This is a genomic window from Thioclava nitratireducens (assembly GCF_001940525.2).
In the GTDB taxonomy this organism is placed as follows: domain Bacteria; phylum Pseudomonadota; class Alphaproteobacteria; order Rhodobacterales; family Rhodobacteraceae; genus Thioclava; species Thioclava nitratireducens.
Genome location: NZ_CP019437.1, coordinates 217,467 through 240,765, shown reverse-complemented (window position 1 = coordinate 240,765; position 23,299 = coordinate 217,467). Strand labels below are relative to the sequence as shown.

The following is a 23,299-nucleotide window of genomic DNA, read 5'->3' as shown; positions in this document are numbered from 1 at the left end:
ATCAGACGCGCAGGGTGAGGCGGATCAACAGCCACGCGATCAACAGATGCAGCATGTCGAGAACGAGCCACGGCAAGAGGTCCCACAAGTCGCGTGTATTGATCACGATCGTGTAGAGCGCCAGCCCGTCGAGCTGGCCGTAGAAGCCCACGAGGAAAAGTGAGCCGAAGTTATTGGCGAAATGCAGCGCGAGGGCGGCCCCGAGATTGCCGGTGCGCGCGGTCAGGTCGCTCGCGAGGCAGCCGAAGCCGAAGGCCCAGAGCGCGGGCCAGAACGCGTTGCTGCCATAAGTGCCGGGCGAATAGTGCAGCGCCCCGAAGAGCGCCGAGGGCAGGACCATCCAGACCAGGGGGCTGCGCCAGCGCGCTGCGAGCTGCTGCAGCAGGTAGCCGCGAAACAGGACCTCTTCGGTGGCGATCTGGACGAACAGAAGCGGCAGTGCGATCGGCGCCCAGCCCAGCACGTTCATCAGCGGATTGGAGCGGGCCGTGGATTCGCTGAACTGGGTGAGCGCGAAGGAGAAAAAAGCAAAGAGCAACAGCGTCGGCAGCACCTTCGCGAATGTCGAGAGGCTCTGCTTTCCGAACAACGTCGCCGCCGCGCGGTGGTGCAAGTGGCGGCTGACGAGGAAGGTCGCGATCAGAAGCGGCGCGAAGGTTGCAAGCAGGATGGCGAGGCCGCGCGGGGTCGAACCATGGGCGATTTCCTGAAACAGCCTGAGCATCGAAAAATCGTCGAGCATCGAGGAGAAGAACAGGATCATCGCCCAGCCGCTGAGCAGGTAGAAGGCGACGATCACGCCCAGTCCGAGCATCCCGCGCCAGATCTGGGAATAGGGTTTCGCAGGGGCCGCGAAAGCATCGAGCGGCGCATATCGGTGGGTCCGCGCGATCACGACGCGGCCTTCGCGGAGAGGGGGACGGTTTCGGAGCGCGAATGGGTCATCTGGGTCTTCCGCAAGGCTATGGGTCGGTGATAGCGGCTGCAGCCCCGTTGAGGCAACGGCTTTACTTTTCGCGGCGCGGGCAGGACAAGAGGCGGCTGTCTTCTGACCGGGGTGCAAATGTTTGAACTTCCTCTCGATCTGGTGGTGATGCTGATCGGCGCGGCCTTTGCGGCGGGGGTGGTCGATTCCATCGCGGGCGGCGGCGGGCTGATCACGGTGCCGGCGCTTTTGCTGGCGGGCGTGCCGCCGGTTCAGTCGCTCGCGACGAACAAGATTCAGGGCACGTTCGGCGCGGCGACGGCGGCGATTTCCTACGCGGCTTCGGGCCATGTGGTGCTGCGAAAACAGCTACTGGCCGCCGTGATCGGGTTCCTCGGAGGGCTCGCGGGGGCGCTTCTCGTGTCGCGCATCCCGACCGACAAGATCGAGATCGCCCTGCCGTTCATCCTCGTCGCAATCGCCGCGTTTTTCGCTTTGCGGCCGGGTTTGGACGACACGGATCGGGTGCAGCGTATTCGGCCCGGCCTGTTCACCGCCGCCTTCGTGCCGGTGATCGGCTTTTACGACGGGCTGATCGGGCCGGGGACGGGCTCGTTCTTCATGATCGGTTTCGTGACGCTGGCGGGTTACGGCGTGCTCAAGGCGACGGCACATACGAAACTGCTGAACTTCTCGTCGAATATCGGGGGGCTGACGGGGTTCCTGCTGGTCGGCTCGCCGCTCTGGGTGCTAGGCATCGCGATGGGGCTGGCGCAGATCGCCGGGGCGCGGCTGGGCTCGCGGCTTGCGATGCGGGTGGGCGCGCGGCTGATCAAGCCGCTGCTGGTGACGACCTCGACGCTGCTGGCCGCGAAGCTGCTTTGGGACCTGATGTAGACCCTATCCCGGCACCTGCGACAGGATCGTGCGCAGCCGCGCGAAACTGCCCGCGCTGCCGGCGGGGGCGGGTTCGGCAATGAAGGCGTCCAGTTCGGGCCAGACCTTGATCGCCGCGTCGATGCGTTTGTCCGAGCCTTCCGCATATAGCCCCGCCTGAATCATCATCTCGGCCCGGTCATAGGCGCCGAGCAGGCTGCGCGCCTTGCCGATCAGCCGGTTTTCCTCGGGATCCGCCGCGTCGGGCAGCGAGCGCGAGACCGAACGCAGCATATTGATCGCCGGGAAGCGCCCACGCTCCGCAATCTCGCGCTCCAGCACGACATGCCCGTCGAGCACGCCGCGCAGGATATCGGCGATCGGCTCGTCCATATCGGAACCGGCCACGAGGACCGAGAAGATACCGGTGATGTCGCCCTGACCTTCGGCGCCGGGGCCCGCGCGCTCGCCCAAGGCCATGATCTGATAGGAGGTCGAGGGCGGATAGCCGCGCAGCGAGGCGGGCTCGCCCCCGGCCAAAGCGACCTCACGATGGGCTTCCGCAAAGCGCGTGATCGAGTCGGCGAGGAAAAGCACGTGCTGGCCCGCATCGCGGAAATGCTCGGCCACGGCCATCGCGGCCCAGGCGCAGCGACGGCGCACCAGCGGCGATTGATCCGAGGTTGCGGCGACGATCACCGCGCGGGCCATCCCCTCCGGGCCAAGGGTCTTTTCGACGAATTCCCGCAATTCCCGGCCGCGTTCGCCGATCAGCGCGATGACGACGATATCGGCAGACACCCCGCGCGCGAAACTCGCCAATAGCGAGGATTTTCCGACGCCCGATCCCGCGAAAAGGCCGACCCTTTGGCCTTGGACCAATGGCAGCATCGTGTCGAAAGCGGCGAGTGACGTCTCCAACCGGCCGCCCAACCGCTTGCGCTGGGCGGCAGGCGGAGGGCTTGCGCGCAATTCGCGCTCGCGCGCGCCGTGGATCAGCGGTTGCCCGTCGAGCGGCTTTCCGAACGGGTCGATGATGCGCCCGACCCAGCTGTCATGCGGAGCGATCCCGCCCTGACCGAGCAGCTCCACCTCGTCGTCGATCGCCACGCCATCGGCGGCTCCGTCTGGCAGCACGGTGACCGCCCCGCGCGTCAGCGACAGAACTTCCGCGCCGATCTCGCGCCCGCTTTGGCAGCGAATCGTCGCGCGGTCGCCTAGGGCCGCCGAACGGTCGAGACCGCTGACCTCGATCATCCCGCGCCGCACCTCGCGCACGCGCCCGACGGCGTGGGCGCTGGCGATAGCGCGCATTTCGGCGTGCAACAGGTCGAATCCCGCAAATGCCATTCTGGCCTCCGATGTTCTCGAAAGGTTTTCTAAACGATTCGCTCTTAAAGCTTGGTTGATAGCTCGGAGGAGAAGCCCCGATGTTCGAGAAGATTGAGATCATGAAAATGGCCAGTGCGATGGCCCGACACGCAGCAGCCCGCCAGAACGCGGTTGCGAAAAATATCGCCAATGCGGACACGCCCGGCTACGCGGCGCGGGATCTGCCGCCTTTCGAAGACCTCTATCGTAGCGAGGTCGGCGGCGACCTGCGCGCGACGCGGCCCGGCCATATCGGCGCCGCGTCGACGATCACGACCGGACCGGAACCGCTCGCCTCCCCCGGGGTGACCTCGCCCGATGGCAATGCCGTTTCGCTGGAAGAGGAGATGGTCCGCTCGGTCGAGGTGAAGCGCGAGCATGACCTGTCGCTCGCGATCTACCGCTCCTCACTCAACATCTTGCGCAGTTCGCTTGGGAGGGGATGAGGATGACCGATTTCACCCAATCCATGGCGCTCTCCGCCTCGGGCATGAAAGCGCAGGCGATGCGGCTTCGGCACAGTTCCGAAAATATCGCGAATGCCGACACCCCCGGCTATCGCCGCAAGATGGCGGCCTTCGAGGAGGTCGTCGAGGCGGGCGGACGAACCGGGGAGGTTGCGCTCGGCCCGGTCCGGCTCGACCGTACGGAACTCACACGTATTTACGATCCTGGCCATCCGATGGCCGACGAGAACGGCTACTACGACGGCTCGAATGTCGATCTGGTGGTCGAAATCGCTGACGCGCGCGAAGCGCAGCGCAGCTACGAGGCGAATTTGCGCATGTTCGATCAGGCCCGGCAAATGTCGGCCTCCCTGCTCGAACTGCTTCGCCGCTAAGGACCGAGGAGATCTAGAATGGATTTGAACACCTCCCTTGCAACGCAAAGCTACGCCCAGGCCCGGGCCGCTGTCCCGCCGAAAACGGGTGGTTCCGGGCCGGGCCCCCTTTTCGAACAGGCGGCGAGTTCTTTCGTCGATGCGGTAAAGGCAGGCGAAGACGTCGCCAAATCTGCAATGACGGGCAAGGCCGATCCGCACGCGCTGGTGCAGGCCCTCGCGCAGAGTGAACTCGCGATCGAGACCGCGGTGACCGTCCGCAACAAGGTCGTCGAGGCCTATCAGGAAATTCTCAGGATGCCGGTCTGATGCAGGACGCGATCTTCTTCGACACGCTTCGGCAGGGCCTGTGGATCGCCGTGCTGATCGCGGCGCCGCTGCTGTCGGTCGCCCTTGTCGCCGGGGTGACGATCGGCCTCTTTCAAGCGTTGACCTCGGTGCAGGAAATGACGCTGACATTCGTGCCGAAAGTGGGCGCGATGCTCGTCGTGTTCTGGGTGTCGATGAGTTTCATGTCGGAAAAGCTGGTGGAGTTCTTCACCCGCTCCCTCCTGCCGATCATCGCCGGGGGCTAAGATGGATAACGCGATCTATGCCACGCTGACGCGGCAATCCGGCCTGATGCGCGAAATGCGCACTGTCGCCAACAACATCGCGAATGTCTCGACGACGGGCTTCCGGCGCGAAGGGGTGATCTTCTCCGAATACCTTTCGGGGCTCGAGGGCAACGAGCCTTCGCTGTCGATGGCGCGCGCGCATGGCCGCATGATCGACCGGAGCCAGGGGGGGCTGACCCAGACGGGGGGGGTCTTTGACTTCGCGATCGAGGGCGAGGGGTTCTTCATGATCGAGACCCCGCAGGGCAATCAGCTGACGCGGGCGGGAAGCTTCATTCCTTCCGCCGCGGGCGAGTTGTTGACGCCCGACGGCTATCGCCTCCTCGATTCCGGCGGCACCCCGGTGGCGATCCCGTCCGGGGCGAGCTCGGTCGCGCTCGCGGCCGATGGCACGCTGTCCAACAATGGCCAGCCGATCGCGCAGGTCGGCGTCTATCTTCCCACAGATCCCAACGGATTGCGCCACGTCGGGGGCACGCGGTTCACCGCCGAGGCGGGCGCCGAACCTGTCGAGGGCGCGGTGCTGATGCAAGGTTTTCTCGAAGACAGCAACGTCGATCCGGTCACCGAGATCGCACGCATGATCGAGGTCCAGCGCGCCTACGAGATGGGACAGGCCTTTCTCGAACGCGAAGACGAACGAATTCGCAGCGTCATCCAGACGCTCGCCCGCTAACAGGAGACCATGACATGAGAGCGCTTCAGATCGCGGCCACCGGCATGAGCGCGCAACAGATGCGCGTCGAGGTGATTTCCAACAACCTCGCGAACATGTCGACCACCGGCTACAATGCGCGCCGCGCCGAATTCGCCGATCTCTTCTATCAGCAGGCGACCCGCCCTGGCACGATCAACGCGACCGACGGGACGACCATTCCCGCCGGCGTTCAGCTCGGCCTCGGGGTGCGCCCGACCGCGGTGACGGTCAATGTCGCGCAGGGCTCGCTCAGCGCCACGGGCGGCGATCTGGACGTCGCGATCGATGGCAATGGATATCTGGAGGTGATGCTGCCATCGGGCATCTCCGCCTATACGCGCGATGGTGGGCTGAAACGCAACGGCACAGGCCAGATCGTGACCTCCGACGGCTACCCGGTCGCGCCCGAGATGACGATCCCGAACGATGCTCGGGCGATCGTCATCAACGCTCAGGGCGAGGTCTATGCCTATTTCAGCAATCAGGTGGCGCCGCAACTATTGGGGCAGTTCACCCTCGCGAATTTCTCGAACCAGAAAGGGCTCGAGGCGATGGGCTCGAACCTGTTTCTCGAAACCGGGGCCTCGGGGCCACCCAACGTAAACACGCCCGGCGCGGACGAATTGGGCACGCTGCGGCAGGGCTATCTGGAGGAAAGCTCGGTCGATCCGGTGCGCGAGATCACGGAGTTGATCAAGGCGCAGCGCGGCTACGAGCTGAACGCGAAGGTGATTTCGGCCGCGGACCAGATGCTCGGCGCAACGACGCAGGTGCGCTGATGCTGTTTCGGGCGATCCTGATTGCGCTAGCCGGCCTTTTGACAGGCCAAGCTTCGGCGGACACGCTCGTCGCGCTCCACACTTTGCGCGCGCGCACGATCGTCACGCGGGCGGATGTCGGGCTGCGGCCGGGCGAAGTGGTCGGGGCGTTGAGCGGGTCGGAGGAGGCCGTCGGCCTCGAGACGCGCACGGTGATCTATGCCGGGCGTCCGATCCGCGCGCGCGATCTCGGCCAACCCGCGATCGTCGAGCGTAACCAGATCATCCCGCTGCTGTTCCGCCTCGGATCGCTTGAGATCCGTACCGAAGGCCGCGCGCTCGACCGTGCCGGGATCGGAGAGACGATCCGCGTGATGAACGCGGCCTCCAAAACCGTGGTGTCCGCAACGCTTGGCGCGGATGGAACCGCCCATGTCGCGAGATGACGGGATCCGAAAGAGGAATTCGCGATGAAATCTCCTGCACTGTTGCTTCTTTCGATTGCGCTTGTCGCCTGCGGGCGGCTCGAACAGGTCGGTAAGGCCCCCGATTTCACGCCGGTCGAAGGCGGGAACGAGTTCTATGCCATGGCCTCCTCGCCGCTGCCCGCCACGACCGTGGCCCGCACGCCCGAGCAGGAAGCTTCGCTTTGGTCGGGCGCGCGCAACTCGCTTCTGGGCGATCAGCGCGCCGCCCAGCGCGGTGACATTCTCACGGTTGTGATAGAGATTAACGACAAGGCTGAAATCTCGAATTCCACAGGCCGCTCGCGTAACGGCTCCGAAACAATGGGGGTGCCTTCGATGCTGGGCATTCCGCAGCGCATCGACAAGCGGCTGCCTGCGGGAGCGAACATGGCCAATGCCGTCGCGACCAATTCGAACTCCTCCTATTCCGGCGACGGGCAAGTGTCGCGCAACGAGAAGCTGACCCTTCGCGTGGCCGCCACGATCATCGAGACACTCCCGAACGGCGTGCTGCGCATTCAGGGGAGCCAGGAGGTGCGAGTGAATTTCGAAGTGCGCGAGTTGATCGTCACCGGCTTCGTGCGCCCCGAGGATGTGAGCCGCCAGAACGAAATCACCTATGACAAGATCGCGGGGGCGCGGATTTCTTATGGTGGGCGCGGGCAGATCACCGATGTGCAGCAGCCGCGTTACGGCCAGCAGATCGCCGATGTTCTTCTGCCGTTCTGAGGTGCCTTGATGCTTGGCAAACTTCTCCCGCTTCTCCTTGGTCTGATCGGCCTCGCCGGCGGTGGCGCGGCTGGCTATTTTCTGCGTCCCGCTCCGCCGCCCGCAGCCCCCCCGACGGCCCCCGCCGCTGCGGAGGCGGAGGCGGGCAAGTCTGCTGCCGCAACCGACTCGCATGGTGACCCGGTCGCCGTCGCTAATGGCGCCGGAGGCGAGGTCACCTCCGAATTCGTCAAGCTCAACAACCAGTTCATCGTGCCGCTGGTGACCGAGTCGCACATCTCCGGAATGGTTATCCTTTCGCTGAGCCTCGAGGTGAAGGCGGGCGAAACCGAAGCCGTTTATCGCGCCGAGCCGAAACTGCGTGATGCGTTCCTTCAGGTGCTGTTCGATCACGCGAATACCGGCGGGTTTCAGGGTCTGTTCACCGATTCTGCGAACATGTCGCGCTTGCGCCGGGCCCTGACCGAGACGGCCCGCAACATTCTGGGCCCGAGTGTTCTTGCGGTTCTGGTTTCTGATATCGTGCGTCAGGACAGTTGAGCGCAGGCCGCCCAGCGGCGAACCGCGAAAAACCAGAGCCTCCGCGCCTCAGCGGGGCATTTCGCGTTTCGGGCGACCCAGTTTCGTGACGACGTCATGTCGGCCGACCGCGCGTGCAGTCGCGTCATGCTGCTTCGCGATCGCGGGATTCAGCTCGTCACGCGCAGCGCGAAGCCGCGTTTCTTCCAGCGAGAGATACCGGAGATAAGCGAGCGTGTTTTGCCCGAATGTCGGGTCCAGCGCGAGCGTCGCCCGGCTCGACCGCTCTTCTGCTTGCAGGCTCGCAATGCGCAAATCGAGCGCGCGGGCCTGGGCGTTCAGCCGTGCGAGCGCGGCGAGTTCCGCCTCGCTTTGCATGCGCGTCAACCGAGCGAGTTTCGTTAGACGCGCGACCTGCAGTTTGCTCATTTGCGCCATGCCGCGCCTCTGCCCGCCGCCTTTCGCATCTTCTCCGCGAAGCGGATCGCGGCCGCGACGGGTTTGTAATGCTCGGGACGGATTTCCTCTCCGATCTCGATTGCCGCGAAGAGCGCGCGCGCGGTCGGTGGATCCGAATGAACGGGTACCGCGTTCTCCGCCGCGATTTCGCGTATCCGCGCCGCGATCGCATCGACCCCTTTCGACAGGCAGACCGGGGCGCGACCCGAGGCGCGGTTCCATTTCAGCGCGACCGCATAGTGGGTCGGGTTGACGATCACGACGTCGGCCTTGGCGGTGTCGGGAACCGATTGCCGCATCGCAAGCTCCATCCCCTTCTGGCGCCGCTGCGCCTTGAGATGGGGGTCGCCGTCGGATTGCTTCATCTCGTCGGTCAGTTCCTTGCGCGTCATCCGGTTGCGCCGCAGGAATTCCACTCGTTGCCAGAGATAGTCGACGACGCCTATCGCTGCGGCGAGCGCGGTTACGATCATCAGGAACTCGGCGATCATACGAAACAACACGCCCGCGATCTGCACCGGTTCGAGATGCTGCGTCAGAAAGATCAGCTCCGCGCGCGCCCTGAGGTAGAGAAAGAGAGTCGTCGCGATCACGGCGAGTTTCGTCACGCTCTTGGCGAATTCGAACAATCCGCTGCGGCCGAATTTCTGCGCAGCATTTTTCAGCGGATTGATCCGGTTGAGCTTCGGTTGGATCTTGTCAGGCGCGACAACGACCGCGCGTTGCGCCCAATAGGCGACCAGCGCGGCGACCATCGGCACCACGAAAAACGGGGCGAGCGGCAGCAGGAGTTCTCCGATCACGCGCCCGCCCATGGCCGTCCCGCCGCCGAGGAACTGCGCGGCCATCTCATCGGCGCGATCGAGCATTGCCATCGCGCCGCTGCCGAACCGCGTGAGGCTGAAGATGCCAAGGCCAAAGAGCGTCGCGAGAAAACTGCCGTAAACGGCAGCGACCGAAATATCGGAGGAGCGCACCAGATCGCCCTTGCGACGCGCGGCCTCCAGCTTGTGCGGTGTCGGGGCGAATTCCTTTTCGCCGCCTTCGTCCTCGCTCATCGCACCGCTCCGAACGGGTTGGCGAGGAAGGCCATGACCGCCTCGCGCCAGATCGCGATCGCGGTCGGAGCGCAAAGCGCGAGCAGGATCAGCCCGCCCCCTGTCAGCGCCGGAGCGCCGACGAAAGCCACCATGAGCTGCGGCATGGCACGGTTAATCGCGCCGAGCGCGACGTTGTAGATCAACCCGGTGACCGCGAAAGGGGCGGCAAGCGTGAAGGCCAGCGAAAACGCTTGCGCGATGCCCGAGACGCCCCAGCCGCGCAATGCCTCGGGGTTGGGCCACTCGCCGACGGGCAGAACGTCGTAGGTGCCGATCATGAACTCGATGAGCCGGACATGAAACCCGAGGCTCATAAGCACCGCGATTCCGGCGATCATCAGCAGGTTTCCGATCGCGGGTTGCGGCTCGCCGCTCATACCGCCAAGCAGTTGCGCGAGCGAGCTCGACTGTGCCGCCATCGTGCCCGCAATCTGCAAGGCGAATACGAAAGCGCGCAAGCCGAACCCAAGGAACAGGCCGATCGCGATTTCCGAGATCAGCCAGATCGGCGGGCTTGCCCCAAGATCGACAATGGCGAGCCTGGGGACGAGAGCCGGGATCATCACGAGCGTTATCGCGAGTGCGACGCCGGTCTTGATCCGCGCCGGCAGGCTGGTTTCGCCAAATCCCGGGGCCATTGCGACGATCCCGCCGACCCGAAGCAAGATGACGAAACCTATCAACAAGAAACTTTGCGTTTTCTGCAGAATCTCTGCGAGTTGATCTAGAAGCGGCGGGCTCATGCCGGAACCTGCCCGACCATCGCGGGCCGCGCCTCGAGGCCAATTTCCTCGTAGCTCAGAACCGGCGCGTTCAGACCTTTTGCGTTGATGACGGTGCGCAGAAACCGTCGCCTGCGTCCCGAAGAGACGAGCGCCGGGAACGTGCCCGCCTGTGCCGCGCCGGCAAGTTTCTCGGCGATATTCGCAGCGAGTTTGTTGAACAGATCGGGCGGTAAAGCGACATCGCCGCTCGCGTCGCCACCGATCGTGTATTTGCCGAACCGCTCCTCCCAATCGGGCGCCAGTTGAATCAGGGGGATCGTGCCGTCGTCGCGCCGCAGATCGGCGACGAGCTGGAAACCGAGACGCTGGCGAACGTGCTCGCAAATCTGCTCCGGGGTTTGCAGGTGGCGGGCCTCCGAGATCGCCTCGACGATCAACAGAAGGTTTCGGATCGAGACCCGTTCATCGAGCAGCAAGCGCAGGACCGCTAGAAGCAGGTCGATCGGAACCTTGTCGGGTATCAACTCGTCGAGGACGCGCCGATTGGCCTGCGCGCGCGTCGGATCGGAGAGGTTCGCGACCTCGTCTAGCAGCCGCCGCAACGCCCGTAACGTCATCAAACGCGAGAAATTCGCCTTGATTACCTCGAGAAGGTGCGTCGCGAGCACCTCCGTCGGCCCGACCACCGTCGAGCCTGCGAGCGCCGCATCCTCCTGCTGATGAGCGGGCACCCAAAGGGCTGGGGCGTGGAAGACGGGTTCGCGCACCTCTTCCCCGTCGGGCAGGAAATCGCGATTGTCCGCGATCAGTGCCAGCACATGCTCCGGCATCAGCCGGTCGCGCGCCTGCTCCACCCCCTGAACGCGGATCCGGTAATGTCCAGGCGGCAAGGTCGCGTCGTCGGTCAACCGAATTTCCGGCAGGATCAGCCCGAAACTCGCCGCGACATGGTTGCGCATGTTCGAAATCCGCGCGTCGAGACCTGTGGCGGGATCGAGCGCCATCTTCACCAGATCGGGGGCGAATTCGACATGGATGTCGTCGATGTCGAGCACGTCGCCCATGGACTTCTGTTTCGGCCCGGTTTCGGGCGTGGGCATCTTCATCGCCTCGCGCCGGGCGCGCGCCCGCTCTGCGCGCCGCAGCATGAAGGCAGCCCCGCCAAGGAGGACGGCTCCCGCGGTGAAGGGCACGAAAGGCAGCCCCGGCACGAGACCGAACAGCGCCATCAGGACCGCCACGGTGGTCAGCGCGGCCGGATATTTACCAAGCTGGCGAAACAATTCCAGATCGGTGGAGCCTTTCGCGCCGCCACGCGAAAGCAGGATCGCCGCTGCGATCGAGATGATGACCGCGGGTATCTGGCTGACGAGGCCGTCGCCGACCGTGAGGATCGCATAGGTTTCGAGCGCGCGATCGAGCGGCATTCCATGCACCACCGTGCCGATGGTCAGACCGACGACGAGGTTGAGCAACGTGATCAACAACCCTGCGACCGCGTCTCCTTTCACGAATTTGGACGCGCCATCGAGCGAGCCGAAAAAAGTGGTTTCCGCCTGTTCGCGTTCCCGCCGCTCCCGCGCTTCGGCGTGGTCGATCGCGCCCGCATTCATGTCGCTATCGATCGCAAGCTGCTTGCCCGGCATGGCGTCGAGCGCGAAACGCGCGCCGACTTCTGCCATGCGCCCGGCGCCTTTCGTGATCACGATAAAATTCACGATAAGGATCACGCAGAACACGACGAGCCCGATCAGGACCGAGCCGCTCATGATGAAATTCGCGAACCCCTCGATCACGCCACCCGCCGCGCCGGTGCCTGTATGGCCGTTGCCGATGATGAGTTTCGTCGAGGTAACGTTAAGCGAGAGCCGCAACATCAGCGTTGCGAGGAGAATCGTCGGGAAGGCGGAAAAATCGAGCGGTCGTTCGATGAACAAGGTGACAGTGAAGATCAGGATCGCGAGGGCGAAGGAGGTCGCCAGGCCGATGTCGAGAATCCAGGAGGGCACCGGCAGGATCATCATCGCGATGACCGCCATCAGTGCGAGCGCCAGCATGATGGTGGGTTGAAACGCACGGTGCACGAGCGGCGACGCCATCACATTCCTCGCGCTTTTTGCGCGGCTCGGATGAAGAGCGAGGCTCCCGGAGCACCGCCCACGCCTGGAGGCTCTGTTCCTTCCGAGCGAAGCAGGAGGGGATATTGGTTATCCCTGCTTTGCGCCGACGGTTCGGTTCGTGCCAATACGATCTCCGGAATCTCAGGCGCCCCGGCGGTTGCCCGCGTGGCGGAGGTATTCACCACCTTTTCAGGTTCGACCTTGCCTGCGAGCTTGGCATGAAGACGCGCGAAGCGTTCAGAATAGCGCCTCGCATATTTCGGCGTGCGCGAATGATAGGCCCCGGCAGCCTTTGTCCAGTCCCCGGTTTCGGCATAGAGAGATTTCAGAAACTGAGCCGCATATCGTGCATTTGTCAGCGGGTCGAACATGTCTTCGATCGAAGAAAAATGCTGCCCATGCCATTTGAAGTTGATCTGGAAACAGCCGATATCGAAACTTCGCGCGCCGCGTTTGAATTCCTTGAATACATAAGCCAGCGCCAAATCCCGGGAGTCGAACCAGTGTCCCGCGCCCTCCATGTTCACGGTCCAGGGCCAGGGCTGGAAGCCGCCTGCTCCCTTGCGACCCGTCTCATTCAACGAAATCGCCATGAGCACCGCGTAAGGCACATCGCTTTCGCGCGACGCTTGTTTCGCGGCGGCCTCGCATAGCTGGGGCTGTCCCGCCGCGGATAGCGGGGTGAGGGTAAGACATAAGATATAAAGTGCCCGCCGAAACCAAGGCATGGGATTTTCCCTTTGCAGTGCAATTCTTGCGACCCCAGACCTAGCGGGCAAAGCTTTAGAATCCGTTTCCGAAGATTTTGCCCGTCACTGCTGAACAGGGGGCAAAGCAAGGCGATCGAGCATTTTCGACAGCGTTTCGCGTTCTGCCTGGCTTTGCTCCAACAGGCTGCGGGCCCGCGTGAGCGGCCCGCCTTTCACCTCGTTCCTTTGTGAGGACGTCGCCCCGAAAGTTTCCAGAAAACGCTGTTCTACCGCATCTGGAGGGGCATCCAGGCTTGACCAATCGCCCTTGTGCCAAGATTGCGCGCGGGCCCCTTCCGGATTGCCCGCGCGGAGGTAGGCGGCGCGCGCCTCGTCGTGGCGACCGAGTCGAGACAAGGCAGCGGCTCTGATCTGCTCGATCTGTTTACCCTCCAAATCCTTCAGGTGCGCGACGGCGGCAGCTGGATCCAGTTCGAGGAGCGCGGCCCGCGCGAGCAGAGTCTTGTCCTGCACCGACAACGGATCGGCCTGTCCGAGAAGGCGCACGGCAACGGCAGGCATTCCCAGAGATATTGCACGTCCGGCCAGTTCTTGTCGCAGCCCGGAGGTCTGCGCGGCTTTCTCGGCTAGGGGCAATTGGTCATAAAGGGTTCGAAGGAAATCACCGTCGCCGGCTTGCCCAACCAACCGCGAGAATATCGCTTCGAGCGTGCCCTTCGAATCCGCGATCTCGGTCGCATCTGAGTAAATCTCGAAGGCTTTGCCGAATTCGGAATTCGCGGCGTGGCCAATCGCGGCGATACGACGCAATTCCGGAGCCTCCGGCGCGTCGGCGAGTTCGAAAGCCAAGGCCTCTGCATTCGCAAGAGCTGCCGGGTCGACCGCTTCGCCCGCGTCGATCTGGCTGTTGAGCCACAAGATCAACGCGCGCAGCCCTTGCGCCGAGTTCGTCTTCGAAAGCGCTTCAAGGCGCCCCGAAGCTTGCGGATCGCCCTCCACCACTTGGATTTCGGCTTCCATCGTGTCGAGCGCACGTCGATCCCCGGTCGTGATCCGGCTGACAGCCGGCTCGAGCGATCGTGCCACATCCGCCGCTCCGATCTGCGTGAGGCGTGCCACAAGGTTTGGCGCCAGAGACCGCCGCAAATCGGCTGGAAGCGCCTCGAAATGTCGGCGAAGCGCCGCGAAGGCAACATCGCGTTTTTCGGGAAGCGGGTCAGCTGCGAGGAAGGCCCAAAGCGCGACCGCGCGATTGCAATCGGTGAGCTGAGCAAGCGGCGAGGTGGCGGCGGTAGGATCGGCGTCGAGCACCGCTCCCACGAAGAGCAGCGCATTCTTGCTCGGTCCATCCTTGCCCATATCGCGCAACAGCGCGCGGGCCTCCGTCCCGAAGCCGAAGGCGATGTAAAGCCGCGCCAATGCTGTCACCTTACGCGGATTGGGTGCGTCGAATTCGCCCAAGAGGCCTTTTCGCGCATCGCTGATCTGAGCGAAGGCCGGACGCTCGTCGACCCAGTTCGCGAGCTCGAAATATCGGTCGGGCGGGCACCCGGATACCTCGGGAGGCGCCTGGAGGCCTGTGGCAAGTTGGTCACGGTCGATCGCTGTAACCGAGTCGATCGCAAGATGCGGTGGAGGTGTCGGGCCCTGAGGCGCCTGCGGAATTTCAGCCGTTTCGGCGGCCCTGTCGCCTGTGGGTGGTGGAGCGTGTCGCCCTTGCGCGGGCTTTTCCTCGGTCGGCGTCATCTGTGGCGTGACGAGCCCCTGCGATGCCGCGCGCGACATCTGGCGTAGAAGGCGCTCTTCAATGCCATCGAGCCGTGGATCGGGTTTCGGGGGGAGGGGCGGTTTGGGCGCGCCATCAGAGATATTCACCGGCGCGTTGGCAGGCTCCTCTTGTGCAGTCGTAGCTCGCCAGAACAGGTCGAGGTAGTCGTCTCCGATCCTCACGGGTTGAACGGTTTTCGGGCGGGGCCGAGAGGCTGGTGGGGGCTTCGTTGACGTGGTCTGCGATCGATCTTCACCCGTCGCAATTACCGGAGGGACGGTTTGACCTGGAGAAGGATCCTTGAGGTCGATGACAAACGCGCCGCTCTCGAGCGAGAAGGTTTCAGGCGCGACCCCGGGCGCGAGTTTCAGAAACAACCCGCCATCGGCTTGTGCCGCGAGCGCCTGCAATCTGTCACGGGGTATCAACTCGAAAACGTTCTGGGTCGCGAATTGCGGCTCGGGGGCGTCAGTATCTATCCGTATCCCCCCATCGACAGGCGTAATCGCCCGGCTCGCCGATGCCGGTAGATAGACGACAAGGCGTGAAAAGCCGTCATGCTCCCCCGATTTGACCGGAATCACCGTTGCATGTGCCGGCGCGAGGGGCAGCAGAAATAGAAGTGCGAACCAGAGCCTCATGCCGCCTCCGACTTCACCGACTTCAAGGCCTCCTCAAGGTCGGAGAAGCTGGGGCGAATATGGTGGGGCGTGTTCTGGCGACCGACCTCGATGCAGATATTGGTCGCGTGGTTGTGCAGGTTGGCGATCAACACCTCGCGGATAAGCTTGTAGAAGTGGCTGTCTTCGTCGGTCACCCCTTTCATCCGGCTCGCGAAAGGGGCGATGAATCCGTAGGCGATGAACACGCCGAGAAAGGTGCCGACAAGCGCGCCGCCGATCATCTTGCCGAGAATTTCCGGAGGCTGATCGATCGAGCCCATCGTCTTGATCACGCCGAGCACTGCCGCGACGATCCCGAGGGCGGGCATCGCGTCGGCCACCGACTGCATAGCGTGGCTCGAATGCATGGCATGGTGGTAATTTGCCTCGAGTTGCTTGTCGAGCACCTCTTCCACCTGCATGGGATCGTCGTAGTTCATCGAAGCCGATCGCATCGTGTCACATATGATGTCGACCGCCTCGTGATCGTGGAGGATTTTCGGATATTTTCCGAAGATCGAGGATTTTTCCGGATCTTCGATATGTTCTTCGATTGCGACGGGGTTCTGTCGGGCGAGCCGGATCAATTCGAACAGAAGGCACAGAAGATCGCGATAGTCGTCGGGTTTCCATTTGGGGCCTTTGAAGACCTTCCCGACATCCTTCAGCGTATGCTTGATCGAGGCCAGGTCGTTCGAGAGTACAAAGGCGCCCACAGCTGCGCCGCCGATCATGATCATCTCGAAAGGCAGGGATTTGAGGATAATCCCCATCTTGCCGCCCGCCGCGACATAGCCGCCGAACACCATCACGAAGATGATCACGATCCCGATGACGCCGATCATGGAAAGCCTCTTCCGTTTCTCTCGGGCGACTTTGGATGATTCGGTTTAAGAAAGGCCCAAGAGCCTTAAACATCGCTCAGTTGCGCGGTGCGCCCGCGTTACGGCCTGCCATCAGCACGCTGATCGCGTAGGCCGTTTTGGGTTCGAGACTTTCCATGACCGCAGCAGCGGCGGCGGGGCGCATGCGCGCGAGGAAACCGGCGGCGAAATTCGGGTCCATTTCGGCGAAAAGCGATGCGGCCTGTTTCGGCTTCATGTTCTCGTACAGCGCAACGAGCTTTCCGACATCCTTGTCGGCACCCTCTTCCGCCACGGCGACGGTCTTAGACAGCGCCTCTTCCGCAGCGACGAGATCGTTCAGTCGCTTTTCCAAGCGGGTTTCGGCAAGGGCGAGCGCATTGCGGCGGTCAGTAAGCAGTCCTTCCTGTTCGACCAGTTTCGCTTCCCGCGCCTTGAGATCGGCGAGCATCGCCGTGAACCCGGCGTCGTCGATACAACCGTCCTGCGGTTTTGTCGCCTTTGTCTCGTGCACTGGTTCCGCGGTATCGCGCGCCCAAGCTCCGCTCTGTGCAAGCTGCATGCCGCCGGAGAGGACAAAAAGCGCAGCGATGATCCAGAGGGCACCGCGGCCCGGGCGGGGCCTGCGTCTACCGGGTTTGCGTTCGGCTGCGCGGTTCATTGCGCGGCCTCGATATCCGTTTCGCGTTGCCGCCGGCGCAGCACGCGGCGGCGTGGTTCACCGTCTTCGGGAAGATCATGCAGGGAGGCCAGAAGCAGCTCGAGCTTCTCCGCCCCCGCCTCCGCGCGTTCGGTCAGCGCGCGCAATTGTCGCTCGGATGTGCCCGCGGTGGCCTGCGCCCGTTCAAGCGCGCGAGTCATGTCGTCGACCTGCGCGGACAGCACGGCGATGGCCCCGCCCATCCCGGTTTCGAGTTGGTTGAAACGCTTGAGCCTGCGCGCGAGCACGAAGCAATAGGTCGCCGCCGCCAAGGCTGCGAGCCCGGATGTGATTTCGGCAAGGAATTGCATCAGCCTCTCCCTCAGTTCAGCACGAATTCGATGACGAGAAGGTCGCGCACGCGCCCGTCTCCGGTGACCAGTTGAATCCGTCGCAACATCTGCGCGCGCAGGCGCATCATCGCGCTCGGGTCTTCCAGAAGGCTGACGTCGACGGCGCGCAAATACCCATTCAGCACGTCCATCACGCGCGGCTTCAACAGCTCTACGTCATGTTCATAGGCGCTCGGCACTTCGAGTTGCGCCGCGAAGCGCAGATGGCGCGCGGAGGCGCCGCTCAGCGTAATTGCGAGCGGGTCGAGTGCGACATAGGCGATGTCGGGAAGTGCCTCCGGTGTATGCGCCTCCGGCGCAGCGGCGGCATGCGTGGCCTCTGGAGGCGCGAGAACCAGCCCCGAATAGACCGCGTAGAACCCACCGCTCCCCAGCATAAGCATGAGGACGAGGCCGATCAGGAGCATCAGCTTGGTCTTCTTCTTCGGCGGCTCGTCCGCCTCGGCAGTGGCTTCCGTCATGGGGGCCTCGCTGTGTCGGGTCGAGGCTTGGAATAGCCGAGTCGGACTAACCGATTGTTAATCGCAATGAAGGAAGGTGCCCGTGACGCCGGGCAGAACGCCCGCTCTCTGGAGGTTCGTCTTGCAGCAACTCATCGACACTTGGGCTGGCCTGGATATGCGCCGGAAACTCGCCGCGGTTTTCGGCGTGATTGCGATGGTCGCCACGGTCTTAGCAATCGGATCGATCGCGTCGAAGCCGACGCTGGCCTTGCTTTACGCGGGCCTCGGCAGCGCGGAGGCGGGCGAGGTGATCTCCGCGCTCGAACAGCGCGGGGTGGCCTACGAGGTGCGTGGCGATTCGATCTTTGTCGCCGCGCCGAAGCGGGACGAATTGCGCATGACTCTCGCCTCGCAAGGTCTGCCCGCGACCGGTGGCGCAGGCTATGAGCTGCTCGATTCGCTCTCGGGCTTCGGCACGACCTCGCAGATGTTTGACGCCGCCTATTGGCGCGCGAAAGAAGGGGAATTGGCGCGAACCATCGCTGCGGTGCCGTCTATTCGGTCGGCGCGCGTGCATATCGCGCATCCGACGAATGCGCCTTTTCGCGGAACGCTTGAGCCGACGGCCTCTGTGACGATCACGCCGGCTCTTGCGGGGCTGAGCGCTGCGCAGGCGAAGGCCGTTCGCTATCTCGTGGCCTCGGCGGTAACCGGCATGACGCCCCAAGATGTCTCGGTAATCGACTCGGCGCGTGGGCTCATTCCCTTCAGCGACAATCCCGCGCTGCCCGGCGGCGGGGAGACTCGCGCTCTGGGGCTGAAGCGGAACGTCGAACGGCTGCTGGAGGCGCGCGTCGGTCCCGGGAATGCCGTGGTCGAGGTGGCGCTCGACACCGTGACAGAGCGCGAGGCGATCACCGAGCGTCGCTTCGACCCGCAGGGCCGGGTGGCGATCGCGACCGACACGTCCGAAACCTCGAAAACCTCCGATTCGACGACACCCCCGGCGACGACCGTGGCCTCCAACCTGCCCGACAACGGGACTGGCGCGACCGGCAAGTCGCAAAGCCGTACGAGCGAGACGCGCGCGCGCACCAACTTCGAAGTCTCTGAGACGCGTCGTGAATTGCTTCGCAAGCCCGGCGCTCTCAAGCGGCTTAGCGTCGCGGTGCTGGTCGACGGGGTGCGCGGCACCAATCCCGACGGGACACCTAGCTGGACGCCGCGCAGCGATGCCGAACTGGCCGATCTGCGCGAGCTCGTGGCCTCCGCGGTGGGATTCGACGAGGCGCGGGGCGACGTGATCACGCTGCGCTCCATGCAGTTCGAGGCGCTGCCGGAAGCGGGAACCCTCGCTGGCGCCGGATTCATCGACAGCATGGCCCTTGATCTGACGCAGATCATCCAGATCGCAGTGCTCGCAATCGTTGCGCTTGTGCTCGGCCTCTTTGTCGCGCGTCCGATCCTGCTGCAGAAAACCCGAGAAGGAGCCGCGGAACTGCCGGCGCCAAATGCCACGTCAGAGGAGAACTCCCGGTCTTCAACGACGCTCACCGGTGAAATCGACGATGGGGAGATGCCCGATATGAACATGCAGCTGGTGTCCGACTTCGACCTCGGGGATCTACCGATGGCGCGACAGACGGATTTCGATCTCGACCGCCCTGCCGATCCGGTTGACCGCCTCAAGAAGATGATCGAGGAGCGTCAGGCCGAAACCGTCGAAATCCTGCGTAGCTGGATGGAAGAACCGTCGGAGAAAGCGTGATGGGCCAAAGGCTGAAACTCGAATCCTTTGAGCCGAAGGCGAGCGAGGCGGGTGAAATCGCGCTCGACCCGGCCGAGTTGGAAGAGACCAAGCTTGCTGCGTTCGAGACCGGTTACCAGGCAGGCTGGGACGATGCGGTCGCCGCGCAAAACGTCGAAACCGCGCGACTTCACGGCGATCTCGGGCGCAACCTGCAGGCGCTGGGCTTCACCTATAACGAGGCGCGCCAGCACATGCTCGGTGCGCTCGAGCCGCTTCTGCTCGAGATCTGCGGAAAACTGTTGCCCGAGCTCGCGCGTGCGTCGCTTAGCGCCGTCGTGGCCGAGCAATTGATGCCGATTGCCGGGGATCTCTGCGCGAGGCCGATCACGGTGGTCGGCAATCCGACCGCATTGCCGCAGATCCAAGAGGCGCTGGCGCCGCGCGCAGACTTGCCGCTCGCATTCGTCGCGGAGCCCAGCCTTGGCGAAGGGCAGGTCTATCTGCGCTTCGCCGATACCGAGACCCGCGTCGATCTCGACGCCGTCATCGCCGCCATTTCGCGAGCGGTCACGACCTATTTCACCGCCACCGCGAAGGACAAGCCCGATGAATGAGACCGCGCCGAATGCCTCGACCGCCAATCCCTTCACGCAGGTGCCGATCGAGATCACCATCTCGGTCGGCAAGGCCCGCCCGCTGGTGCGCGATTTGCTGCGCCTGAAGCGCGATGCGGTGCTGTCCCTCGACCGGAAAGTGGACGACCCGGTTGAACTCTACGTGGGAGACAAGCTGATCGCGCGCGGCGAGCTGACCGAGATTGACGGCAGCGACGGGCAGCTTGCGGTACGGCTCACCGAGGTGGCCGATCTGCAAAACGGCCTGTGACATGCCTCGCCGCCTACCCTTTGCCGTTCCCGACGTCCGCCTCGCGCGCTCTCCAGCGCCAAGGTTTGTCCTGCTGGCAGCCTTAACCTTAATCCTCGCGGCCCTGCCGGCGCAGGCTCAGGACATCACGCTTTCTGTCGGGGAGGGCGACAGCCTCGCCGGGCGCTCGCTGCTGATCATCGCGGCAATCACACTTCTCAGCCTCGCGCCGGGGCTCGCGATCATGGTGACTGCGTTCCCGTTCATCGTCACGGTGCTGTCGATTCTGCGCCAAGCCCTCGGACTTCAGCAGTCGCCGCCAAACATGTTGATCATCAGCCTCGCGCTATTCCTGACATGGTTCATCATGGAGCCTGTCTTCCTTGAGAGTTGGCGCGTCGCTGGCCAGCCCCTGGTCGACGGCGCGGTCGACTGGCAGGAGGCGTTTACGAAGGGGATAGAGCCTTTCCGCATCTTCATGGCAGGGCGCACGAATCCCGACATCTTCGCGGCCTTGGCCGATCTGCGCAACGGCACCGCCGCGACGGGAACCCCGACAAGCCTCGATGCCGCGCCGCTCTCGACCCTCGTGCCCGCCTTCATGCTGTCCGAGGTCACGCGCGCCTTCCAGATCGGCTTCCTCGTCTACCTGCCGTTTCTGATCATCGACCTCGTCGTCTCGGCGGTGCTGATGTCGATGGGGATGATGATGGTGCCGCCTGCGGTCGTGGCGCTTCCGTTCAAGCTCGCCTTTTTCGTGGTGGCCGACGGCTGGGTGCTGCTCTCGGGGGCCTTGGTGCGCAGTTATTTCTGACGCCGAGAGCGGCTCACGTAACCGCAGACCCCAAAACGCAAAAACCCGGGCCGAAGCCCGGGTTTCTGAGGGTGATGGTGAGCCGTGCAGGATTCGAACCTGCGACCCACTGATTAAAAGTCACTACCAGATCTAGCGTTTTCAACAACATAGCATCTAGCCATGGTGTTTTCGCTGTAAGTCTTTTCAATGGCTTACGGTCGCGTCCGACGCAGGCTTACGGTGAGCTCAAGCCGGCCGCGCGAGCCTGGATGGCTTCACGGAAGTCATGCACTGCCTGCAGCTTGCTCTCATCGCACAAGCGACCGAACTTCTCGGCCGCCGCTGCTTTCAGGAGGGTCTTATCATCACGCGGCGTGGCGCCGGTCCAGCCGCCGCAGGGCTCAAGGTCGAGCGCATCGAGCCCCGCGAGATCGCCGGGCTTAGGGCCACAGCTTGCGAGCACCAGTAGCGAGATAATGACCCAGGGGCGCATCGCCGCCCTCCTCTTTTGCCATGTTCTGGTCGAACTGATCTGCGCCGGCGGAGATCTCGGCACGGCGCATGTCATCCGCACGTCGCAGCTTGGTCGCTTCCTTGTAGGCCTCGACCGTGGCTTGGAGCTGATCGCGCTGTGCCCTGAGCGAGACGATGTCGGCGCGCTGCCAAGACGCCCACACGACGGCGATCGCCAGCGCTGCGGCGAGGAGGCCCACGATGACCATCCGCCAGTTGGCAGCGAGCCAGATCATGAGGCGATCTCGAACGGAGTGTCGCGGATTACAGCCCACCGCCCATAGGCGGCAGCGAGGCGCTTGTGATAGCCATGCCGGGCGTATCCGGGGCCATTGTAGCCGCGCGCGAACGCGGCCCACTCATGGTTACGCAACTCGTCGTCCAGATGCGTGGCCTTGATGAAATCCACCATGCCGTCGAGCTGGTTCGCCTCGCTTTCGGTAAAGGCTTCGACCATCTCGCGCGCGGTGTTGTACCCAGCCGCTTCGTGATTGAAGCCCATGATCTGACCGAGGCCCCAAGATGCGGAACGGAGCGCGGCCTCGGCGTCGATCTTCATTGCCCGCACCAGGCGCGGATAGCTGTCGCCGGGATAACCTTGCTCGCCCCATTGGCGATAGGCGAGCCCCTCCCGCACGGCCCGATCGCGCTTGGCGCCGGGGCCGAGCTCCTTCCAGAAGACATGCGGCTCGAAGAGCATCTTGGGGCGGCCGTGATGATCGAACCCGCTGCCGCTGGTCTCGACATCTAGGACGGCGTGGATCTCGTCTTCACCAACGCCGATCAACGCGCCAATGCGCGGCAGATCGATGTCGGCGAGACGCAGGGCTTTTCCGGTGAACTGCATCATTTCCTCCATACGTCGCGCAGCGCCGCGGCGAGGCGGGTCACGCAGATTGTTCGTGGGTAAAAGGGGGCGGAGAGCAGCGAATAGCGGGGACGCTCCTCGGCCGGGATCATCTCGCGCAGCAGCGCGAGTTTGTGGTAGACGCTCGTGATCACCAGCAAGCCGAAGACGATATTGGGCGCGGCCCGGCCGAACGGTCCCCCGGGGTGCCAGGCTGAGCCCATCAGGATCGGGAGCACGTCCCAGTAAGCAGACCGCAGCGCAATCGCGGTGACCATCGCTGAGACGCCCCAGGCCATATGATGCACCCGCCGATCGTTCGAGCCGAGCAGCATTGGCCAGAAGCCGCGTGCTACGAGCAAGAGGCCCGCCACCTGAAAAATCGACAGCGCCGCCGCCAGTCCTTCACTCATTGCTCTCGCCTTTCTTCTTCTGTCGCGCCCTTTCAAGCTCCGCGATCAGCGCCTCAGCCCGCGTTTCAACTTTGCGCACCTCGGCGCTGGTTTGGGATTTCAGCTGCGTCGCGATCGCCGCCGTCTGCTGACTGCGCTGAGACCGCCCGAAGATGGTGCTCCAGAAGTCAGCCATTGCCGTTGCCCTCCTTAATCTCGGAGGTGAGTGCATCGAGGACGCGGTGGTTCGTGACCAAGAGATCGCGCATCTGGGCAGAGGTGTCGCGCAGATCATCCATTCGGCCCGCGCGCTCGGCGCTGAGCGCCTTCCAGAGCATCACCACGGCATAGCCGAGGAAAAAGATCACTACGGCGGAGAGCCCGCCCCCGAGGGCATCAAGGATATCGCCGAAGGGAATATTCATTTTTCATGC

Annotated in this window: 32 protein-coding genes; 14 read left to right on the top strand and 18 right to left on the bottom strand. The window is 63.7% G+C overall.

What is annotated here, in order from left to right:
- Position 1: 1 nt before the first annotated feature.
- Positions 2-895, bottom strand: a complete 894-nt coding sequence (locus BMG03_RS01260; protein WP_075775249.1) for a CPBP family intramembrane glutamic endopeptidase — start codon at positions 893-895, stop codon at positions 2-4.
- 168 nt (positions 896-1,063) lie between these two features.
- Here BMG03_RS01260 and BMG03_RS01255 point away from each other — a divergent pair, with 168 nt between their 5' ends.
- Complete coding sequence (locus BMG03_RS01255) at positions 1,064-1,822, top strand: TSUP family transporter (RefSeq protein ID WP_075775250.1); 759 nt, start codon at positions 1,064-1,066, stop codon at positions 1,820-1,822.
- 3 nt (positions 1,823-1,825) lie between these two features.
- Here the strand turns inward: BMG03_RS01255 and BMG03_RS01250 are convergent, their stop codons facing one another.
- Positions 1,826-3,151 (bottom strand): FliI/YscN family ATPase, encoded by a 1,326-nt coding sequence (locus BMG03_RS01250; protein WP_075775251.1) that lies wholly within the window; start codon positions 3,149-3,151, stop codon positions 1,826-1,828.
- 80 nt (positions 3,152-3,231) lie between these two features.
- Here BMG03_RS01250 and BMG03_RS01245 point away from each other — a divergent pair, with 80 nt between their 5' ends.
- From BMG03_RS01245 to BMG03_RS01205, 9 genes are read left to right on the top strand one after another with little or no spacing between them, the layout of a single operon-like run.
- Complete coding sequence (locus BMG03_RS01245) at positions 3,232-3,618, top strand: FlgB family protein (protein WP_075775252.1); 387 nt, start codon at positions 3,232-3,234, stop codon at positions 3,616-3,618.
- Between the two features lie 2 nt (positions 3,619-3,620).
- Positions 3,621-4,013: a flagellar basal body rod protein FlgC gene (flgC, locus tag BMG03_RS01240; protein ID WP_088727600.1), complete on the top strand. Its 393-nt coding sequence runs from the start codon at positions 3,621-3,623 to the stop codon at positions 4,011-4,013.
- Between the two features lie 18 nt (positions 4,014-4,031).
- Positions 4,032-4,322, top strand: coding sequence for a flagellar hook-basal body complex protein FliE (gene fliE, locus BMG03_RS01235; protein WP_075775254.1), 291 nt, complete (start codon positions 4,032-4,034; stop codon positions 4,320-4,322).
- Positions 4,322-4,588 carry a flagellar biosynthetic protein FliQ gene (locus tag BMG03_RS01230; RefSeq protein WP_075775255.1) on the top strand — a complete coding sequence of 89 codons (267 nt, stop codon included), beginning with the start codon at positions 4,322-4,324 and terminating at the stop codon, positions 4,586-4,588. Before fliE ends, BMG03_RS01230 begins: the two co-directional genes overlap by 1 nt.
- A gap of 1 nt (position 4,589) precedes the next feature.
- A complete protein-coding gene (locus BMG03_RS01225; RefSeq protein ID WP_075775256.1) occupies positions 4,590-5,306 on the top strand; it encodes a flagellar hook-basal body complex protein in 717 nt (238 codons plus the stop codon).
- Positions 5,307-5,320: 14 nt separating this feature from the next.
- Positions 5,321-6,106, top strand: coding sequence for a flagellar basal-body rod protein FlgG (gene flgG / locus BMG03_RS01220; protein ID WP_075775257.1), 786 nt, complete (start codon positions 5,321-5,323; stop codon positions 6,104-6,106).
- Positions 6,106-6,531, top strand: coding sequence for a flagellar basal body P-ring formation chaperone FlgA (flgA, locus tag BMG03_RS01215; protein WP_075775258.1), 426 nt, complete (start codon positions 6,106-6,108; stop codon positions 6,529-6,531). The genes flgG and flgA overlap by 1 nt, the downstream gene beginning before the upstream one ends.
- Positions 6,532-6,555: 24 nt before the next feature.
- Positions 6,556-7,281: a flagellar basal body L-ring protein FlgH gene (gene flgH / locus BMG03_RS01210; protein ID WP_075775259.1), complete on the top strand. Its 726-nt coding sequence runs from the start codon at positions 6,556-6,558 to the stop codon at positions 7,279-7,281.
- Between the two features lie 9 nt (positions 7,282-7,290).
- Positions 7,291-7,821, top strand: a complete 531-nt coding sequence (locus BMG03_RS01205; RefSeq protein WP_075775260.1) for a flagellar basal body-associated FliL family protein — start codon at positions 7,291-7,293, stop codon at positions 7,819-7,821.
- 48 nt (positions 7,822-7,869) lie between these two features.
- On the opposite strand, the gene BMG03_RS01200 is transcribed toward BMG03_RS01205, so the two are convergent.
- From BMG03_RS01200 to BMG03_RS01155, 10 genes are all read right to left on the bottom strand, one after another.
- Positions 7,870-8,238: a hypothetical protein gene (locus tag BMG03_RS01200; protein WP_075775261.1), complete on the bottom strand. Its 369-nt coding sequence runs from the start codon at positions 8,236-8,238 to the stop codon at positions 7,870-7,872.
- On the bottom strand, positions 8,226-9,317 hold the full coding sequence (locus tag BMG03_RS01195) for an EscU/YscU/HrcU family type III secretion system export apparatus switch protein (RefSeq protein WP_075775262.1): 1,092 nt from the start codon (positions 9,315-9,317) through the stop codon (positions 8,226-8,228). Before BMG03_RS01195 ends, BMG03_RS01200 begins: the two co-directional genes overlap by 13 nt.
- Entirely contained in the window at positions 9,314-10,102 is a 789-nt protein-coding gene (locus tag BMG03_RS01190) for a flagellar biosynthetic protein FliR (RefSeq protein ID WP_075775263.1), read from the bottom strand. The genes BMG03_RS01195 and BMG03_RS01190 overlap by 4 nt, the downstream gene beginning before the upstream one ends.
- Complete coding sequence (flhA, locus tag BMG03_RS01185) at positions 10,099-12,183, bottom strand: flagellar biosynthesis protein FlhA (RefSeq protein ID WP_075775264.1); 2,085 nt, start codon at positions 12,181-12,183, stop codon at positions 10,099-10,101. Before flhA ends, BMG03_RS01190 begins: the two co-directional genes overlap by 4 nt.
- Positions 12,183-12,932: a transglycosylase SLT domain-containing protein gene (locus BMG03_RS01180; protein ID WP_075775265.1), complete on the bottom strand. Its 750-nt coding sequence runs from the start codon at positions 12,930-12,932 to the stop codon at positions 12,183-12,185. Before BMG03_RS01180 ends, flhA begins: the two co-directional genes overlap by 1 nt.
- Before the next feature lie 84 nt (positions 12,933-13,016).
- On the bottom strand, positions 13,017-15,323 hold the full coding sequence (locus tag BMG03_RS01175) for a hypothetical protein (protein ID WP_157771533.1): 2,307 nt from the start codon (positions 15,321-15,323) through the stop codon (positions 13,017-13,019).
- Positions 15,320-16,189, bottom strand: a complete 870-nt coding sequence (gene motA / locus BMG03_RS01170; RefSeq protein WP_075775267.1) for a flagellar motor stator protein MotA — start codon at positions 16,187-16,189, stop codon at positions 15,320-15,322. Before motA ends, BMG03_RS01175 begins: the two co-directional genes overlap by 4 nt.
- 76 nt (positions 16,190-16,265) lie before the next feature.
- Positions 16,266-16,868: a MotE family protein gene (locus tag BMG03_RS01165; RefSeq protein WP_075775268.1), complete on the bottom strand. Its 603-nt coding sequence runs from the start codon at positions 16,866-16,868 to the stop codon at positions 16,266-16,268.
- Positions 16,865-17,218: a hypothetical protein gene (locus tag BMG03_RS01160; protein WP_075775269.1), complete on the bottom strand. Its 354-nt coding sequence runs from the start codon at positions 17,216-17,218 to the stop codon at positions 16,865-16,867. Before BMG03_RS01160 ends, BMG03_RS01165 begins: the two co-directional genes overlap by 4 nt.
- A gap of 11 nt (positions 17,219-17,229) precedes the next feature.
- Complete coding sequence (locus tag BMG03_RS01155) at positions 17,230-17,721, bottom strand: flagellar basal body-associated FliL family protein (RefSeq protein ID WP_075775270.1); 492 nt, start codon at positions 17,719-17,721, stop codon at positions 17,230-17,232.
- A 121-nt stretch (positions 17,722-17,842) separates the two neighbouring features.
- On the opposite strand from BMG03_RS01155, the gene fliF reads away from it, so the two are divergent.
- The 4 genes from fliF to fliP are packed head-to-tail and all read left to right on the top strand — an operon-like array spanning position 17,843 to position 21,131.
- Positions 17,843-19,471 carry a flagellar basal-body MS-ring/collar protein FliF gene (gene fliF, locus BMG03_RS01150; protein ID WP_075775271.1) on the top strand — a complete coding sequence of 543 codons (1,629 nt, stop codon included), beginning with the start codon at positions 17,843-17,845 and terminating at the stop codon, positions 19,469-19,471.
- Positions 19,471-20,067 carry a FliH/SctL family protein gene (locus BMG03_RS01145; RefSeq protein ID WP_075775272.1) on the top strand — a complete coding sequence of 199 codons (597 nt, stop codon included), beginning with the start codon at positions 19,471-19,473 and terminating at the stop codon, positions 20,065-20,067. The genes fliF and BMG03_RS01145 overlap by 1 nt, the downstream gene beginning before the upstream one ends.
- A complete protein-coding gene (locus BMG03_RS01140) occupies positions 20,060-20,338 on the top strand; it encodes a FliM/FliN family flagellar motor switch protein (protein ID WP_075775273.1) in 279 nt (92 codons plus the stop codon). The genes BMG03_RS01145 and BMG03_RS01140 overlap by 8 nt, the downstream gene beginning before the upstream one ends.
- Before the next feature lies 1 nt (position 20,339).
- On the top strand, positions 20,340-21,131 hold the full coding sequence (gene fliP / locus BMG03_RS01135) for a flagellar type III secretion system pore protein FliP (RefSeq protein WP_077701038.1): 792 nt from the start codon (positions 20,340-20,342) through the stop codon (positions 21,129-21,131).
- A gap of 217 nt (positions 21,132-21,348) precedes the next feature.
- Here the strand turns inward: fliP and BMG03_RS01130 are convergent, their stop codons facing one another.
- The 6 genes from BMG03_RS01130 to BMG03_RS01105 are packed head-to-tail and all read right to left on the bottom strand — an operon-like array spanning position 21,349 to position 23,290.
- Positions 21,349-21,606, bottom strand: a complete 258-nt coding sequence (locus tag BMG03_RS01130; protein WP_157771532.1) for a hypothetical protein — start codon at positions 21,604-21,606, stop codon at positions 21,349-21,351.
- Positions 21,554-21,862: a hypothetical protein gene (locus BMG03_RS01125; protein WP_075775275.1), complete on the bottom strand. Its 309-nt coding sequence runs from the start codon at positions 21,860-21,862 to the stop codon at positions 21,554-21,556. The genes BMG03_RS01130 and BMG03_RS01125 overlap by 53 nt, the downstream gene beginning before the upstream one ends.
- Complete coding sequence (locus BMG03_RS01120) at positions 21,859-22,476, bottom strand: N-acetylmuramidase family protein (protein WP_099049345.1); 618 nt, start codon at positions 22,474-22,476, stop codon at positions 21,859-21,861. Before BMG03_RS01120 ends, BMG03_RS01125 begins: the two co-directional genes overlap by 4 nt.
- On the bottom strand, positions 22,473-22,886 hold the full coding sequence (locus BMG03_RS01115) for a hypothetical protein (protein WP_075775277.1): 414 nt from the start codon (positions 22,884-22,886) through the stop codon (positions 22,473-22,475). The genes BMG03_RS01120 and BMG03_RS01115 overlap by 4 nt, the downstream gene beginning before the upstream one ends.
- Complete coding sequence (locus BMG03_RS01110) at positions 22,879-23,061, bottom strand: hypothetical protein (RefSeq protein WP_075775278.1); 183 nt, start codon at positions 23,059-23,061, stop codon at positions 22,879-22,881. The genes BMG03_RS01115 and BMG03_RS01110 overlap by 8 nt, the downstream gene beginning before the upstream one ends.
- Positions 23,054-23,290, bottom strand: a complete 237-nt coding sequence (locus tag BMG03_RS01105; RefSeq protein WP_075775279.1) for a hypothetical protein — start codon at positions 23,288-23,290, stop codon at positions 23,054-23,056. Before BMG03_RS01105 ends, BMG03_RS01110 begins: the two co-directional genes overlap by 8 nt.
- Between the last annotated feature and the right edge of the window lie 9 nt (positions 23,291-23,299).

What these genes read in the sequence shown, in the direction of transcription:
- BMG03_RS01255 (WP_075775250.1), top strand. Translation starts at nt 1,064, where the DNA reads ATGTTTGAACTTCCTCTCGATCTGGTGGTGATGCTGATCGGCGCGGCC.
- BMG03_RS01250 (WP_075775251.1), bottom strand. Translation starts at nt 3,151, where the DNA reads ATGGCATTTGCGGGATTCGACCTGTTGCACGCCGAAATGCGCGCTATC.
- BMG03_RS01245 (WP_075775252.1), top strand. Translation starts at nt 3,232, where the DNA reads ATGTTCGAGAAGATTGAGATCATGAAAATGGCCAGTGCGATGGCCCGA.
- flgC (WP_088727600.1), top strand. Translation starts at nt 3,621, where the DNA reads ATGACCGATTTCACCCAATCCATGGCGCTCTCCGCCTCGGGCATGAAA.
- fliE (WP_075775254.1), top strand. Translation starts at nt 4,032, where the DNA reads ATGGATTTGAACACCTCCCTTGCAACGCAAAGCTACGCCCAGGCCCGG.
- BMG03_RS01230 (WP_075775255.1), top strand. Translation starts at nt 4,322, where the DNA reads ATGCAGGACGCGATCTTCTTCGACACGCTTCGGCAGGGCCTGTGGATC.
- BMG03_RS01225 (WP_075775256.1), top strand. Translation starts at nt 4,590, where the DNA reads ATGGATAACGCGATCTATGCCACGCTGACGCGGCAATCCGGCCTGATG.
- flgG (WP_075775257.1), top strand. Translation starts at nt 5,321, where the DNA reads ATGAGAGCGCTTCAGATCGCGGCCACCGGCATGAGCGCGCAACAGATG.
- flgA (WP_075775258.1), top strand. Translation starts at nt 6,106, where the DNA reads ATGCTGTTTCGGGCGATCCTGATTGCGCTAGCCGGCCTTTTGACAGGC.
- flgH (WP_075775259.1), top strand. Translation starts at nt 6,556, where the DNA reads ATGAAATCTCCTGCACTGTTGCTTCTTTCGATTGCGCTTGTCGCCTGC.
- BMG03_RS01205 (WP_075775260.1), top strand. Translation starts at nt 7,291, where the DNA reads ATGCTTGGCAAACTTCTCCCGCTTCTCCTTGGTCTGATCGGCCTCGCC.
- BMG03_RS01200 (WP_075775261.1), bottom strand. Translation starts at nt 8,238, where the DNA reads ATGGCGCAAATGAGCAAACTGCAGGTCGCGCGTCTAACGAAACTCGCT.
- BMG03_RS01195 (WP_075775262.1), bottom strand. Translation starts at nt 9,317, where the DNA reads ATGAGCGAGGACGAAGGCGGCGAAAAGGAATTCGCCCCGACACCGCAC.
- BMG03_RS01190 (WP_075775263.1), bottom strand. Translation starts at nt 10,102, where the DNA reads ATGAGCCCGCCGCTTCTAGATCAACTCGCAGAGATTCTGCAGAAAACG.
- flhA (WP_075775264.1), bottom strand. Translation starts at nt 12,183, where the DNA reads ATGGCGTCGCCGCTCGTGCACCGTGCGTTTCAACCCACCATCATGCTG.
- BMG03_RS01180 (WP_075775265.1), bottom strand. Translation starts at nt 12,932, where the DNA reads ATGCCTTGGTTTCGGCGGGCACTTTATATCTTATGTCTTACCCTCACC.
- BMG03_RS01175 (WP_157771533.1), bottom strand. Translation starts at nt 15,323, where the DNA reads ATGAGGCTCTGGTTCGCACTTCTATTTCTGCTGCCCCTCGCGCCGGCA.
- motA (WP_075775267.1), bottom strand. Translation starts at nt 16,189, where the DNA reads ATGATCGGCGTCATCGGGATCGTGATCATCTTCGTGATGGTGTTCGGC.
- BMG03_RS01165 (WP_075775268.1), bottom strand. Translation starts at nt 16,868, where the DNA reads ATGAACCGCGCAGCCGAACGCAAACCCGGTAGACGCAGGCCCCGCCCG.
- BMG03_RS01160 (WP_075775269.1), bottom strand. Translation starts at nt 17,218, where the DNA reads ATGCAATTCCTTGCCGAAATCACATCCGGGCTCGCAGCCTTGGCGGCG.
- BMG03_RS01155 (WP_075775270.1), bottom strand. Translation starts at nt 17,721, where the DNA reads ATGACGGAAGCCACTGCCGAGGCGGACGAGCCGCCGAAGAAGAAGACC.
- BMG03_RS01145 (WP_075775272.1), top strand. Translation starts at nt 19,471, where the DNA reads ATGGGCCAAAGGCTGAAACTCGAATCCTTTGAGCCGAAGGCGAGCGAG.
- BMG03_RS01140 (WP_075775273.1), top strand. Translation starts at nt 20,060, where the DNA reads ATGAATGAGACCGCGCCGAATGCCTCGACCGCCAATCCCTTCACGCAG.
- fliP (WP_077701038.1), top strand. Translation starts at nt 20,340, where the DNA reads ATGCCTCGCCGCCTACCCTTTGCCGTTCCCGACGTCCGCCTCGCGCGC.
- BMG03_RS01130 (WP_157771532.1), bottom strand. Translation starts at nt 21,606, where the DNA reads ATGCGCCCCTGGGTCATTATCTCGCTACTGGTGCTCGCAAGCTGTGGC.
- BMG03_RS01125 (WP_075775275.1), bottom strand. Translation starts at nt 21,862, where the DNA reads ATGATCTGGCTCGCTGCCAACTGGCGGATGGTCATCGTGGGCCTCCTC.
- BMG03_RS01120 (WP_099049345.1), bottom strand. Translation starts at nt 22,476, where the DNA reads ATGATGCAGTTCACCGGAAAAGCCCTGCGTCTCGCCGACATCGATCTG.
- BMG03_RS01115 (WP_075775277.1), bottom strand. Translation starts at nt 22,886, where the DNA reads ATGAGTGAAGGACTGGCGGCGGCGCTGTCGATTTTTCAGGTGGCGGGC.
- BMG03_RS01110 (WP_075775278.1), bottom strand. Translation starts at nt 23,061, where the DNA reads ATGGCTGACTTCTGGAGCACCATCTTCGGGCGGTCTCAGCGCAGTCAG.
- BMG03_RS01105 (WP_075775279.1), bottom strand. Translation starts at nt 23,290, where the DNA reads ATGAATATTCCCTTCGGCGATATCCTTGATGCCCTCGGGGGCGGGCTC.